A 14224-nucleotide genomic window follows, 5' to 3' on the forward strand; every position below is an offset into this window, starting at 1 on the left:
CTCATGCCCCTCCGAACAGGCCGGACGGCTTGAACAGCAACACCCCCGCCATCAGGACATAGATCGCCATCGACGCCAACGAAGCGCCTACTGTGGTCGCTGCCGACGGTTCCATGAACAGGCCAAAAAGCTGAGGCAACAAAAGCCGCCCCAGCGTGTCGGTCAGCCCCACCAGCACGGCCCCCACCAAAGCTCCCTTGATCGACCCGATCCCGCCGATCACGATCACCACGAAGGCAAGGATCAGCACCGGCTCGCCCATGCCCACCTGCACTGACTGGATCGCCCCGATCAACGCCCCGGCAAACCCGGCGAGCGCCGCGCCCAGCGCGAAGACCAGCGTGTAAAGCTGCGAGATATTCACGCCCAGCGCCCCGATCATCTCGCGGTCATTCTCCCCGGCCCGGATCTGAATGCCGATCCGCGTGCGCGCGATCATCCAGAACAGACCCGCCGCCACTGCCAGCCCGACCAGAATGATCGTCAGCCGGTACAGCGAGTATTCGATCCCGAAGGGCAGCATCACTGTGCCCGAGAGCCACTCCGGTTTATCGAGAAACAGAGGGAACGAGCCGAACACCCAACGTGTACCCTCCGAAAAAATCAGGATCAGCGCAAAGGTCGCCAGCACCTGATCCAGATGATCCCGGTCATAAAGCCGCCGGATCACCGTCATCTCGACAATCACCCCGGCAATCGCCGCCGCGACAAGGCTGGCGATCAATGCCAACAGGAACGATCCCGTCGCCGCCGCCACACCCGCAGCGGCAAAGGCCCCCACCATGTAGAGCGACCCATGCGCGAGATTGATAAGCCCCATGACCCCGAAAATGAGCGTCAGCCCCGCCGCCATCAGGAACAGCATGACCCCGAATTGCAGCCCGTTCAGTGTCTGTTCGATCAATAGAACCGTGCTCACGGCTGTCCATCCCCCCGGACCCGCGCGTCAGGGCGCGTGATTTTCTTTCAACGGTTCTGCCCTTTTTCCTTACGGGATTTCAACACCCCGCCCGCCACAAGCATCCAGAACGGCGCGGAACTGTGGCATTTTCCAACAAGAAAGGGCGCCCGATCACCAGCCCTTTGCGATAAATGGTGCAGCGTCTGACCGAACGCATTGTGGGCATGGCGCCATGTCGAAAAGCAGCTCCCGAAAATTTCTTCGGGAACTGTCGGCGACGGATGTCGGTTACGCGGACAACGCCGACAAACGACGAAAACTTGATGTGAAACCCGCTATTCGGTAATCTCCCCAGCGAGTGGGGGAGTTCAGCATGCAACTAAGATCACTCTGTTTTACAGCTGCCTGCGCGTTTTTGGTCTTGGGTACGGCGGTATCTGCCGAGATGATTCATCTAATGGCGCGCAAAGGAGACGTTGCCAAAGTACAGGCGGAAATTGACAAAGGAGTTCCCGTTGACCTGCCAAGCACCACCGGCGCCCGCATCAAGGGCTCGTCACCATTGGTGGTCGCTGCACGCTTCGGTCGGACAAACGTTGTGCTGGCTCTCTTGGAACGTGGCGCTGATCCTAGTTACACAGTCCCAGACGCAGAAACTGAATTCAATTACTCCTACCCACTTCACGTGGCCTCCAGTAACGGCCATGCAGACATCGTTCGTATCCTGCTTGACGCGGGTGTTGATGCGTCATTCGTTGACCCTTGGATCGGTACGGCCTTGCACTTAGCCCGCGTTCGGGGGCACAAGGTGATTGAGGACATGCTTATCGCATCAGGTGTCCCCGACGGAAGGTCCTATCCTAGCGTTTCACACTTGCTTGCATCGGCCGATATTGAGCGTGGTCGCCTTCTGGCAGGCGCTTGTCGCCAGTGCCACCACATGGAAGCACAGCCTACGCAAGACCAAAAGGACGGTCCCCCCCTGTGGGACGTTTTAGGCAGGGAAGTAGGCTCATCTGAGGACTTTGAGTACACTCCAACTCTGGCCAATCGGGGCGGACATTGGGATTTTGACACGTTAAATTCATTTATCGCGAGCCCCAGAGTTTCGATTCCCGGCAACAGAATGGACATTGACGGAATTGCTGTCGAGCAGGACAGGGTAGATATCATTGCCTACATCAGAACCCTTAGCGATAGTCCAATTCCACTACCTTGATTATTGAATTGACCGCTTTGGGCTCAAAGCCGCAATTGCGCTTCGAGCCGTCAAGGTTCTCACTTGCACCACTTACCGCAAAGGGATGGGCCTGATCAGCGCCCTTTCAAACAGGTTGTGATCCCGCTTATGTATTGAACAGGAAATGCATGACATCCCCGTCCTTGACCTCATAGGTCTTGCCCTCGGCGCGCATCTTGCCTGCTTCCTTGGCCCCCTGTTCGCCGTTGCAGGCGATGAAGTCGTCATAGGCGATGGTTTCGGCGCGGATGAAGCCCTTTTCGAAATCCCCGTGGATCACACCTGCTGCCTGCGGCGCCAGCATGCCCTTCCGGATGGTCCAGGCACGCGCCTCCTTGGGGCCGACAGTAAAATAGGTTTCGAGATGCAGCAGGTCATAGCCCGCGCGGATCAACCGGTCGAGCCCGGCCTCTTCCAGCCCCATTTCCTCAAGGAACATTGCGGCTTCGTCGTCTTCAAGCTGGCTGATCTCTTCCTCGATCTGGGCCGAGATGATCACGTGGCTGTTGCCCTGCGATGCGGCCATTTCCGCCACCTTGGCCGAATGCTCATTGCCTTCGGCCGCCTCGGATTCGCCAACGTTGCACACGTAAAGCACCGGCTTGGTGGTCAGAAGCTGCAACATCTTCCACGCCTTGGCGTCTTCCGCGTCCACCTCGACCACGCGGGCTGGCTGGCCATTTTCCAGCACCGCCTGCGCTGCGGCCAGAAGACGGTCCTGCTGCTGGGCTTCCTTGTCGTTGCCCTTAAGCTTGCGCACGAGGTTGGCGCGGCGTTTCTCGATTGACTCGAGATCAGCCAGCATCAGTTCGGTTTCGATGGTCTCGGCGTCCTCGACGGGATTCACCCGGCCCTCGACATGGGTCACATCGCCGTCTTCGAAACAGCGCAGCACATGGGCAATCGCGTCCACTTCACGGATATTGGCAAGGAACTGGTTGCCAAGCCCTTCGCCCTTGCTCGCGCCTTTGACCAGCCCGGCAATGTCCACGAATGTCATGCGTGTCGGGATGATCTGCTTGGACCCGGCAATGGCCGCCAGCCTGTCCAGCCGTGCGTCAGGAACGCCGACCTCGCCCACGTTCGGCTCAATCGTGCAGAACGGAAAATTCGCCGCCTGCGCCGCGGCCGTCTTGGTCAGTGCGTTGAACAGTGTCGACTTGCCCACGTTGGGCAGCCCCACGATCCCCATTTTGAAACCCATGTCGGCCTCCTGTCACAATCTCGTGGTGCTAATATGCAGTGTTTGGGGGCGGCGCAAGCCACGTGTTAGCCTGCCCCCCATGGAGGACCCCAAATGACATTTATTCCCTACCTTACTTTTGATGGCACCGCCGAGGCCGCCATGAACTTTTACGCCGATGTATTCCAAGCCACCGAAATCCAGATCATGCGCTACAGCGACGCCCCCGCAGACGAGGGCCTGCCCGCGTCCGACCGGGTGATGCATGCGCATATCATGCTTGGCGACCAATGCCTGATGGCCGCAGACGGCATGCCCGGCACCCCCGTCCCGGCCCAGGACTCCGTGTCAATCAACCACCCGGTTCCCTCTGTTGCGGCCGGTCAGGCCATTTTCGACAAACTGTCCGATGGCGCAGAGATCATCATGCCCTACGGCCCCACCTTCTATGCCCCCGCCTTCGGCATGTTGCGCGACAAGTTCGGGACGAACTGGATGATCGGCGTCTACCCGGAAGACGAAACCATGCCGCAATAGAGCCCCCCTTGTCGACGTCTCAGAACGCATTAATATTCAAAAGATAACTTGGTTCTGAGCATGGAGCAGATCATCGGTGAAAAGACATGCTTTCGTTCTGACGGGCCTGCTACTGGCCACGCAGGCCGGGGCACAGGAAGTTATTCTGGGCCTCGGGTATTCGGACTTTCTCGACAGTACCGCCGCAGATGCGGCCCTGATGGAAGTCGAATACCATCACCGCCCCTTTCTCGAACGGAATCGCCTCAACCTTGGCTGGGGCGCCATGCTCTCTTACGATGCCGAAGACGATTTCTTCTTTGGCGGCGGGCTGGTGGCCACTTATGGTTTTGACGAAAGCTGGTTTGTCGAAGGCAGCCTGATGCCCGGCGCCTATTTCAAGGGCAATCCCTTCAACGACCTCGGGCACAAGCTCGAATTCCGCAGCCTGCTCGGCATCGGCCACAGGATCAACGACCGCTCCGCGCTGTCGCTGGCCATCGTGCACAAATCCAACGCCAGCATCTCTGCCACCAATCCCGGCGTCAACTCTCTGCTGCTGCGCTATCACCGCAGTTTCTGAGCGCGCCCGACCCGCCCTTTCAACGGCAATTCGGCCCAAGCGGCGCAGGCGGGATTGATTTCCCCCGTGGCATGCGGCACATGGGACAGGATCAATGACGAGGACCCGCCGATGACACGTATCGACGCCAAATTCGCAGAACTTCAGGCCGCTGGCAAAAAGGCCTTCGTGGCCTATGTGATGGCGGGGGATCCCGACTATGACACCTCGCTCGAGATCGTCAAAGGCCTGCCCGGCGCTGGGGTCGACGTGATCGAACTGGGCCTGCCCTTCACCGATCCCATGGCCGACGGCCCCACGATCCAGCTTGCTGGTCAGCGCGCGCTTGATGGCGGCATGACCCTGCAAAAGACGCTCGACCTCGCGACCGAGTTCCGCAAGACCGACGACACCACCCCGATCGTGCTCATGGGCTATTACAACCCGATCTATTCGCGCGGCGTGGACAAATTCCTGACCGACGCCAAGGCGGCGGGCATCGACGGCCTGATCGTCGTGGACCTGCCCCCGGAAGAGGACGAAGAACTCTGCATCCCGGCCCAGGCCGCGGGCATGAACTTCATCCGCCTCGCCACGCCCACCACGGATGACAAACGCCTGCCCAAGGTGCTGCAGAACACGTCCGGGTTCGTCTATTACGTCTCGATCACCGGCATCACCGGTTCGGCCGAGGCCGAGGCAACCGATGTCGGCCCCGAAGTGGCCCGCATCAAGGCAAGCACCGACCTGCCTGTCATCGTCGGCTTCGGCATCAACACGCCCGAGAAATCCCGCGCTATTGCCTCCGTCGCGGACGGCGCCGTGGTCGGCTCGGCCATCGTCGGTCAGATCGGCGCGGGCAAACCCGTAGCCGAAGTGCTGGATTTCGTAAAGACCCTCTCGGACGGCGCCCATTCGGCGTAATCTCCATTGCCCGAAACCAAGGCGTGCTGTGGCACGCCGCCGGGCAGCGCGCGTCTCCTCTCACACAAATCGCTTGATCCATTCCCCGCGCCTGCTAGGCTTCGGTCGCTCAAGTCGGCAGGCAGTGAGCTTTAATCGGTGTGTGCCATTTCCGCGTTTTTCATCTCCGGAGGACCCGAAATGGAACAGAACACCGCCCCCCGCAAACGTCGCGGTCGCAAGAACCCACCCGTAAGCCGCGCCAGTGCGGACGCCTTTTCCCTCGACCAAATCATCGCCCCGCGCGCGGGCTTCGGCTTTCTCGATGCCACCCGGCTCGACACGCTGAAACAACGCGTCCTGACCCTGCTCGAAGACTACGGCATGATGATCGTGCACCCCGCCGCGCAGGACGCGCTGCGCAAGGCCGGTGCCACCGAAGGCGCCGACGCGGGCCGCTTCCGCCTGCCCCGGGCACTGGTCCACGAAGCGCTCGCCGCCACGCCCAAAACCTGCACGCTGGCCGGCAAAACCCGCGACCGCGACATGCAGGTCCCCCGCCCGGACAAGGGCTTCATCCTGCGCACTGGCACCGGCGGACATGGCTATGTCGATCCGCGCGACGCGTCGTATCGCAACATGGACCTCACCGCCGCTGGTGAAATCGCCGCCGTGGCCGACACGCTGGATCAGGTCGGCTTTATCGCCCATCCCTTCGTGCATGGCGTCCCCGAAGTCACTGCCGACATCCATTCCTATTCCCGCATCACTAGCCACACCAACAAACATGTCTGGATGCAGCCCTATCAGAAGGAAAACGTCGACTACCTTTTGAAGATCGCCGCCATCGCCGCCGGGGGCGAAGACCAGCTGCGCGCGCATCCCTCGACCAGCACCATCACCTGCTCCTTCTCCCCGCTTGAATTCAAGCACATGGACACCGAGGTGATCATTGCCTGTGGCAAATACGGCGTGCCCGTCCATGCCTGCTCTCTGCCCTCCGCGGGCGGCACCGCACCGCTTTCGCCCGCCGCCCTCTCGCTCATGGCCGTGGCCGAGATCGTGGGTATGGTGACTATGGCGCATGTGCTCTCGCCCGGCCTGCCGGTCATCGCCACGCCGCTGATGTTCGCGCTCGACATGCGCACCGGCTCGGCGCTGCAATCCTCGGTCGAGGCCCTGCAAGCCGCTTCGCTCTCGATCCAGATCTGCAAAAGCTATGGCCTCATGGCCCACACCTACGGCTCCGGATCGGACACGCCCGATGCCGATCATCAATCCATGGCCGAACGCGCGCTGTTGATGCAGACGGTTGCCCTTTCCGGTGCCGACATCCTCGGTGGCATCGGGCAACTGGAATGCGCCACCGTCTTCAGCCCGGTGCAAGCCGTGCTCGACAATGAAATCGGCGCGATGATGCGACGCTTCATTCGCACGCCCGACATTTCCGACGACGCGCTGAACTTCGACGAAATGATGCGCGTCGCCCAGGGCGGTCATTTCCTCGACAGCGACCACACCGTCGCAGGCTGCCGCGACCAGCTTACCCCGCGCGTCTTTCAACGCATGGGCCGCGACGACTACGAAGCCTCGGGCCGCCGCACCGCCTTTGACGAAGCCCGCGACCACGCCCTTGCCGCGATCAAGGCCCAGCCCGAGGGCGGCGTCCTCTCCGAGGACCAGCGCCGCGAAATCGCCGCTCTCGCCAGCGCCGCCGACAAACATATCGTCGAGGTCTACTCGGGCGCCGGGGCCGTCGACACGATCTGAGCCGCCCGATTTCGGTAAAACAACGCACCGCAGGCGGCCAAAGCGCCCCCTGCGACCAAATTCCCATTGCGTCAAAATTCCGATATTGGTAAAGAACCTTTACCAATATGAGGGAAAGTGGACCAAAATGCCCGTCATAACCTGTATCGAAGACCTCAAGCGCATCTATCACCGCCGTGTGCCCCGCATGTTCTACGACTACGCCGAGTCGGGCAGCTGGACGGAACAGACCTTCCGCGAAAACACCTCGGATTTTGACAAGATCTACCTGAAACAGCGTGTCGCGGTGGACATGACCAACCGCTCGCTGGCAACCCAGATGATCGGCCAGGACGTCTCCATGCCCGTCGCCCTCGCCCCTGTGGGTCTAACCGGCATGCAATGCGCCGATGGCGAGATCAAAGCGGCGCGCGCCGCCGAAAAGTTCGGCGTGCCCTTCACCCTCTCGACCATGTCGATCAACTCGATCGAAGAAGTCGCCGAGGCCACCACCAAACCTTTCTGGTTCCAGCTCTACACCATGCGCGACACCGACTATGTCAGCCGCCTGATCCAGCGCGCCAAGGATGCCAAGTGTTCCGCCCTCGTCATCACGCTCGACCTGCAAATTCTGGGCCAGCGCCACAAGGACCTCAAGAACGGCCTCTCCGCCCCGCCCAAGCTGACCCCCTCCACCATCGCCAACCTGATGACCAAGTGGTCCTGGGGTATCGAAATGCTGGGCGCCAAGCGGCGCAATTTCGGCAATATCGTCGGCCATGTGGACGGCATCTCGGACGCCGCTGACCTCGGCGCATGGACGCGGGAAAGCTTTGACCATTCGCTCGACTGGGACAAGGTGCGCAAGCTCAAGGAAGAATGGGGCGGCAAGGTGATCCTCAAGGGCATTCTCGATGCCGAGGACGCAAAAATGGCGCTCTCCGTGGGCGCCGACGCCATCGTCGTCTCCAACCACGGTGGCCGCCAGCTTGACGGTGCCCTGTCTTCGATCCGCGCCCTGCCCTCTATCCTCGACGCGGTGGGCGAAAAGATCGAAGTGCATCTCGACAGCGGTATCCGCTCGGGACAGGACGTCCTCAAGGCCATGGCGATGGGCGCCAAGGGTACCTTCATCGGGCGCGCCTTCGTCTACGGTCTTGGCGCCATGGGACAGAAGGGCGTCGAAGAAGCCCTGCGCGTGATCCACAACGAGATGGACATCTCAATGGCGCTGTGCGGGCACCGCCGCATCGACGAAGTGACCCGCGACATCCTCCTGATCCCCGAGGATTTCGAAGGCCGCTGGCAGCAGTAACTGGACACCCCCCGCCCGGCGCGCGATAGTGGCGCCGGGCATTTCAGGGGCAGGTCAATTGCTGGTCTTTTTCAAACAGAATCTTGCGTTTCTCTCGGTGCCGAAAACCGGCACCACGGCCTATGAACTCGCTTTGCGCCCCGCCGCCGACATCGCCTTCACCAAGGCCACGAAACACATGACCGTGGGCAAGTTCCACAAGCGTTTCGCGCCCTTTCTCGACCAGACTTACGGGCTGAAACCCGAACGCATGGCGGTGATGCGCGATCCCATCGACGTGATCCGCTCCTGGTACAAATACCGCAGCCCCGAACGCATGGGCGACAACAAACACTGCCATGGCGGGGTCAGTTTCGACGAATACGTGCTCGACGTGATCTCCGACAAACCGTCCAAACCGGCCGGTGTCGGAAGCCAGCATTCCTTCCTGACGCTGGCTGGCAAGGGCCTGCCAGTCCACCACCTCTTTGCCTATGAACGCCAGCGCCTCCTGCGCGACTTCCTCGAACAGCGGTTCGAACGCGAGATCGAGCCCAAGCAAAAGAACGTCTCTCCCGAAATCCCGGCCCCCCTCTCGCCTGAGGTCGAAGCCAAACTGCGCGCCGCCCGCCCCGAGGATTTCGCGCTCTATGACCGGATTCTGCAGGCCGATGGCGTGCTGCGCGCCTATTCAGAGAAATAGGGCGCGAAAAACCGCCCCAAACCCGACAAAACCCCCTTTGCAACCGGACGAATCCGCGTTAAGGACGCGGCTTCACGCGGGGTGACAGCCTTGGAGGCACCCTGCCCTATCTATTGGAGTATACAACATGGCTGGTCAGATTCCTGATCTTCACGCCGAAGCACGCACGGGGACAGGCAAGGGCGCCGCTCGTCAAGCGCGTCGCGACGGTTTCGTTCCCGGTGTCGTCTATGGTGGCGAGGCAGATCCCCAAGCGATCCAGATCCCCTTCAACGTTCTTCTGAAGAAACTGAAGGCAGGCCGCTTCCTTTCGACCCTGTGGAACCTCAAAGTCGACGGTCAGGAAGACGTGCGCGTCATCTGCCGCGGCGTTCAGCGTGACGTCGTCAAGGACCTTCCGACTCATATCGACCTGCTGCGCCTGCGCCGCACCTCGAAAATCAACCTGTTCATCCACGTGGACTTCATCAACGAAGACATCGCTCCCGGCATCAAGAAGGGCGGCGTTCTGACCGTTGTGCGTCCAGAGGTGGAACTGAACGTGACCGCGGGTGACATCCCCGAGAGCATCACCGTCGATCTGGCCAATCTGGACATCGGCGACATCGTGCACATCTCGGACGTGACCCTGCCCGACGGCGCCAAGCCGACCATCGACCGCGACTTCGTGATCGCCAACATCTCGGCTCCGTCGAGCCTGCGCTCTTCGGATAACGAAGACGGTGAAGGCGAAGGCGACGAGGCCGAGGCAGAAGCCACCGAAGAATAAGACCGCACCGGGTCTTCCCGACGGTTTTGAAACGGCGCTCCAATCGGGGCGCCGTTTTTTTTGTGGCGGGCCTCTGTCGAGCATCCGTTTTGCCCCGCCCTCGGCAGCCGTGGAACGGCATGCTTTTTTTTTTCAGGTGGCTTTCCGCTCACACATTCGCCCATACCGGCAACAAATCGCAGGGCGACAAAGAACAATGGGAACCCGATATACACCTTCGGCGTTGAAGACCTATATGGACGTCAAAAGGAGTGCCCCGATGTCAGTAAAAACCAAGCTACCGTTGACCCTTGCCGCATTGGCCCTTGCCGCGACGCCTGTTTTTGCGGGCAACGGCAATGGCAAGCCTCCCAAGAACGCGGGTGCGACCTATGTTGCCAACTGCCCGCCCGGGTTGGCCAAGAAAAACCCGCCCTGCATCCCGCCGGGACAAGCCAAAAAGGTCATCCCTGGCTATCACCCGGCCTACAAGAACGGTGACAAGATCCTTAAGGATTACAAGATCATCCGCGACTATGACCGCTACGGGCTGAATGACAGCTATCTCTATTACATGGTCGGGCGCGAGATTTTTCGCATGTCTCCCGAAACCGGGCGCGTGATCGCCTTCATCGGTCTGGCGGACGCCCTCTTGCGTTGACCAGACCTCGGGGCGGCCTCACCCCCTCCCCTTCGCCACCCGCATGAAGCCCAGCGTGCGCCCGTTGCTCATCACCGGGTCATAGGTCAGGCCGGATTTCGACATGCAGTCCACCATCTTGCGGATCACCTGCTTGCTTTCATAGCGGCTGGGGTGAATCTCCATGACCACATGTTTCACGCAGCGCGGCCATGGCCGTTCGAAAAGATGCGCCTCCGCCCCTTCGATATCCATCATCACGAATTTCGGCTCGTAGATGCCCAGAAGATGCGACATCGGCAAGGCGGGCACCTCGACCATATCGTCGTGGCTCTTGCCCTCTTCCACGATGGACCCGCCCCAGAACAGTTTTCCGGCGCGGAATCGCACGGTTTCCTCTTCGTGGTCATCTCCGACCACGGCCCCATGCAGCAGCGTGACATCCCCAAAGCCGTTGCGTTCAAGGTTGGCCCGCACCGGATCAAGCATCTGCGGGTTGGCCTCCACGCTGATCACGTTCTCCGCCCCCACCACCGAAGCACAGACCGAACTCACAAACCCAAGTCCCGCGCCCAGCTCCAGCACCTTCCAGCCCTTGCGCAACCGCTTGAGCGCCGCGTCGCTTTCCTTGCTCTCGTATTCCCCGGCCCGGATCTTGTCTTCGATCGCCGTGCCCACCAGAAACTCGGGCAGCCCGATCTCGACGCCTTTGAGTGTGTAAACCGTCACGCCTGCCCGCTCCTGCCTTACCCTTGATTGATTCCTAAGCCCCTGCCACCTATAGAGCAACCATCACGACGAATGGGAAACGCGCCATGAAACTCTTTGTCGGCCTCGGGAATCCGGGCGCCAAATACGCGAACAACCGGCACAATATCGGCTTCATGGCGCTTGACCAGATCGCCGCCGACCATGGCTTTTCCCCGTGGAAATCCAAGTTTCAGGGGTCCCTCTGCGAAGGCCGTCTTGGCCGCGAAAAAGTGCTGCTCCTGAAACCCGAAACCTTCATGAACCTCTCCGGTCAGTCGGTCGGCGAAGCGATGCGGTTCTACAAGCTCGACAGCACCGACGTGACCGTTTTTCATGACGAGCTTGACCTCGCACCGGGCAAATGCCGCGCCAAGGCCGGCGGCGGCCATGCGGGCCACAACGGCCTGCGCTCGATCCACCAGCATATCGGCCCGCATTACGACCGCGTGCGGATGGGCATCGGCCATCCGGGCAACAAGAACGCTGTCTCGGGCTATGTGCTGCGCGATTTCCCCAAGGCGGATGCCGATTGGCTCGACGATCTCTTGCGCGGCATCTCGGACGGTGCACCGCATCTGGCCGAGGGCGACACAGGCAAGTTCATGAACGCCGTAGCCCTGCGCGTGAACCCACCGCGCTCGTCCAAGAACCCGGCTCCCAAGGCCGACACCCCGGCCACGAAAACGGCAAAACCAGCGCCCGAACCGGCCCCGGCCAATCCCGAACCCCGCTCCAAGCTGCAACAACTCATGGACAAGTTCAAATGACCGCCCTGCGCGACGCCTTCCTGTTTCAGGCCGATGCCTGCGAAGGGCTCGACAGCCCCTTCATGGGCCGCCTGCTGCGTCTATTGGCAGACCGCTGGCCCACTGACACGGCGCTGGCGCAGAAATGTGCCGCGTGGCAGGGCGATATCGGCCCGATGGCCGCCTCGCTGCCGCTGCGCATCGCCGGGGGCCTTCATGCGCTGGTCTTGCAGGGCATGGACCCGGCCCTCGCCGCTGCTTACCCGCCCAACAGCGTGCCGGACGCGGATCTCTGGCTGGCCGTACAGGGCGCCCTTCACACGCATGACGCTTTTCTCACCGAATGGATCGACCACGCGCCGCAAACCAACGAGGTGCGCCGCTCCGCCGTTCTGATCGGCGCCGCCCACTTGCTTTCCGACCGCTTCGGCATGCCCATCCGCCTGACCGAACTGGGGGCCTCGGCGGGGTTGAACCTGATGTTCGACCAGTTCCACATGACGCTGGACGGGGCGGACTATGGCCCGCAAAGCCCGGTGCAACTGGCCCCCGACTGGCGCGGCCCCCTGCCGCCCAAGACCCTGCCCCACATCACCGAGCGGCGTGGCGTCGACCTCAACCCGCTCAATGCACAAGACCCCGCCGACCAGCTGCGTCTTCTGGCCTATCTCTGGCCCGATCAATCCGAACGCCTTGCCCGCACCCGTGCCGCCATCGCGCTCCAGGACGCCCCGCTGGAACAGGGTGACGCGATCGACTGGCTCGAACGCAACCTCACGCCCGTTCCGGGCACGCTGCACCTGATCTATCACACCGTTGCATGGCAGTATTTCCCGACCCATGCACAGGAACGCGGCGAAGAGATCATCGTTGGCGCAGGCCATGCCGCGCTGCCAGATACCCCGCTGGCCTGGCTCTCTCTCGAAGCCGACGACAAGACCCCCGGCGCCGCCATCCGCCTGCGCCTTTGGCCGGGCAACCACGACATTGATCTGGGCCGCGCCGATTTCCACGGTCGCTGGGTCGACTGGCAGGCCCCAACCCACCTGCCCTGACGTCGCCCTTGCCCGAAAGGCAACGCTCTGCTCAACTCCCTCCCGGACCAGAGGGGAGAGGGACCTATGCGCACATTCGGAAAATGGCTCGGCCGCATCCTGTTTATGTTCATACTTGCAGCCGTCGTGGTCTATGTCTGGAAACGCGAGGAAATCCATCGCCTTCTGGCCGTGAACTCGTTGTTTTCAGAAGAGAAAATCGTCTGGAATTTCTCGAACATGGACCAGTTGTTCCTCACCCGCCCCGTGTCGCGCGGCGACACCCCTGTTTCGGATTTACCCAAGGGCGCGGACATGACCCTGCCTTCCGGCGTCGACGATTGGTTGACCGCGCGTTCCGTGACCTCTCTGGTGGTGCTCAAGGACGGCCAGATCGTGCATGAAAGCTATTACAGGGACACCGCGCCCGACGATCTGCGCATCTCGTGGTCGGTGGCAAAATCCTATCTCTCCGCCCTCTTCGGCATCGTTCTGGCCGAAGGTCAGATCGACAGCCTTGATGACCCGGTCACGAAATACGCCCCCAAGCTGACGGCGACCGCCTATGACGGCGCCACCATCCGCAACGTGTTGCAGATGTCCTCGGGCGTGACCTTTGACGAGGATTATCTCGACTTCAATTCCGACATCAACCGCATGGGCCGCGTGATTGCCCTTGGCGGCACAATGGACGATTTCGCTGCCAGCCTTTCGGAAACCTTCACCGCACCGGGCAGCCAGTGGCAATACGTGTCCATCGACACCCATGTCCTTGGCATGGTGATCCGCGGCGCCACCGGGCGCGACGTGGCCTCGCTCCTGTCCGAGAAAATCATCGCCCCGCTTGGCTATGAAGAAAGCCCCTACTACATCACCGATGGCGTTGGCGTGGCCTTTGTTCTGGGCGGGCTGAACATCCGCACCCGCGACTATGCCCGCTTTGGCCAGATGTTCCTGCAGAACGGTATGTATGGCGGCGTTCAGATCGTGCCCGCCGCATGGGTCGCCGAAAGCACGACCCCAAGCGCCAACACGGCACCGGGCGAACTGCAGTATGGCTATCAATGGTGGATGCCTAAAGACGCCCAACCCGAAGAGTTCTTCGGCATCGGTGTTTACGGTCAATACATCTACGTTGATCGTCCAAGCGGCGTGGTGATCGCAATGAACTCGGCTGATCGCCAGTTCAAGGAAAGCGGTGTTACCGACAGCAACATCGCCATGTTCCGCGAGATCGTTACGGCGCTGAACTAAA

At 61.2% G+C, this 14224-nt stretch carries 15 protein-coding genes; 12 read left to right on the plus strand and 3 right to left on the minus strand.

Annotated elements, in window-relative coordinates; translation table 11 throughout:
- Position 1: 1 nt before the first annotated feature.
- Positions 2-919 carry a branched-chain amino acid ABC transporter permease gene (locus ACS3QZ_RS07335; protein ID WP_456037239.1) on the minus strand — a complete coding sequence of 306 codons (918 nt, stop codon included), beginning with the start codon at positions 917-919 and terminating at the stop codon, positions 2-4.
- 355 nt (positions 920-1274) lie between these two features.
- Here ACS3QZ_RS07335 and ACS3QZ_RS07340 point away from each other — a divergent pair, with 355 nt between their 5' ends.
- Positions 1275-2120 carry an ankyrin repeat domain-containing protein gene (locus tag ACS3QZ_RS07340; RefSeq protein ID WP_456037240.1) on the plus strand — a complete coding sequence of 282 codons (846 nt, stop codon included), beginning with the start codon at positions 1275-1277 and terminating at the stop codon, positions 2118-2120.
- Positions 2121-2247: 127 nt separating this feature from the next.
- On the opposite strand, the gene ychF is transcribed toward ACS3QZ_RS07340, so the two are convergent.
- On the minus strand, positions 2248-3345 hold the full coding sequence (gene ychF / locus ACS3QZ_RS07345) for a redox-regulated ATPase YchF (RefSeq protein WP_456037241.1): 1098 nt from the start codon (positions 3343-3345) through the stop codon (positions 2248-2250).
- Positions 3346-3438: 93 nt separating this feature from the next.
- Between ychF and ACS3QZ_RS07350 the strand changes: the two genes are divergently transcribed.
- The 8 genes from ACS3QZ_RS07350 (at position 3439) to ACS3QZ_RS07385 (ending at position 10460) form a co-directional block, all read left to right on the plus strand.
- Entirely contained in the window at positions 3439-3861 is a 423-nt protein-coding gene (locus tag ACS3QZ_RS07350) for a VOC family protein (protein ID WP_456037242.1), read from the plus strand.
- A gap of 76 nt (positions 3862-3937) precedes the next feature.
- The gene (locus tag ACS3QZ_RS07355; RefSeq protein WP_456037243.1) at positions 3938-4423 is read left to right on the plus strand and encodes an acyloxyacyl hydrolase; all 486 of its coding nucleotides are present in this window, start codon (positions 3938-3940) and stop codon (positions 4421-4423) included.
- A gap of 111 nt (positions 4424-4534) precedes the next feature.
- Positions 4535-5326, plus strand: a complete 792-nt coding sequence (gene trpA, locus ACS3QZ_RS07360) for a tryptophan synthase subunit alpha (RefSeq protein ID WP_456037244.1) — start codon at positions 4535-4537, stop codon at positions 5324-5326.
- Positions 5327-5506: 180 nt separating this feature from the next.
- Positions 5507-7075, plus strand: a complete 1569-nt coding sequence (locus tag ACS3QZ_RS07365) for a trimethylamine methyltransferase family protein (protein ID WP_456037245.1) — start codon at positions 5507-5509, stop codon at positions 7073-7075.
- A 127-nt stretch (positions 7076-7202) separates the two neighbouring features.
- Positions 7203-8369: an alpha-hydroxy acid oxidase gene (locus ACS3QZ_RS07370; protein WP_456037246.1), complete on the plus strand. Its 1167-nt coding sequence runs from the start codon at positions 7203-7205 to the stop codon at positions 8367-8369.
- A gap of 58 nt (positions 8370-8427) precedes the next feature.
- On the plus strand, positions 8428-9051 hold the full coding sequence (locus ACS3QZ_RS07375) for a hypothetical protein (protein ID WP_456037247.1): 624 nt from the start codon (positions 8428-8430) through the stop codon (positions 9049-9051).
- Between the two features lie 127 nt (positions 9052-9178).
- Complete coding sequence (locus tag ACS3QZ_RS07380) at positions 9179-9820, plus strand: 50S ribosomal protein L25/general stress protein Ctc (protein ID WP_456037248.1); 642 nt, start codon at positions 9179-9181, stop codon at positions 9818-9820.
- Between the two features lie 259 nt (positions 9821-10079).
- Positions 10080-10460: an excinuclease ABC subunit A gene (locus tag ACS3QZ_RS07385; RefSeq protein WP_456037249.1), complete on the plus strand. Its 381-nt coding sequence runs from the start codon at positions 10080-10082 to the stop codon at positions 10458-10460.
- A gap of 18 nt (positions 10461-10478) precedes the next feature.
- Here ACS3QZ_RS07385 and ACS3QZ_RS07390 read toward each other — a convergent pair whose 3' ends face one another.
- The gene (locus ACS3QZ_RS07390; protein WP_456037251.1) at positions 10479-11168 is read right to left on the minus strand and encodes an FkbM family methyltransferase; all 690 of its coding nucleotides are present in this window, start codon (positions 11166-11168) and stop codon (positions 10479-10481) included.
- An 86-nt stretch (positions 11169-11254) separates the two neighbouring features.
- Between ACS3QZ_RS07390 and pth the strand changes: the two genes are divergently transcribed.
- From pth to ACS3QZ_RS07405, 3 genes are all read left to right on the plus strand, one after another.
- Entirely contained in the window at positions 11255-11956 is a 702-nt protein-coding gene (pth, locus tag ACS3QZ_RS07395; protein WP_456037253.1) for an aminoacyl-tRNA hydrolase, read from the plus strand.
- On the plus strand, positions 11953-12990 hold the full coding sequence (locus tag ACS3QZ_RS07400) for a DUF2332 domain-containing protein (protein WP_456037254.1): 1038 nt from the start codon (positions 11953-11955) through the stop codon (positions 12988-12990). Before pth ends, ACS3QZ_RS07400 begins: the two co-directional genes overlap by 4 nt.
- A gap of 66 nt (positions 12991-13056) precedes the next feature.
- Positions 13057-14223: a serine hydrolase domain-containing protein gene (locus tag ACS3QZ_RS07405; protein WP_456037255.1), complete on the plus strand. Its 1167-nt coding sequence runs from the start codon at positions 13057-13059 to the stop codon at positions 14221-14223.
- The last annotated feature ends 1 nt before the right edge of the window (position 14224 follow it).

Source organism: Shimia sp. W99, assembly GCF_053851455.3.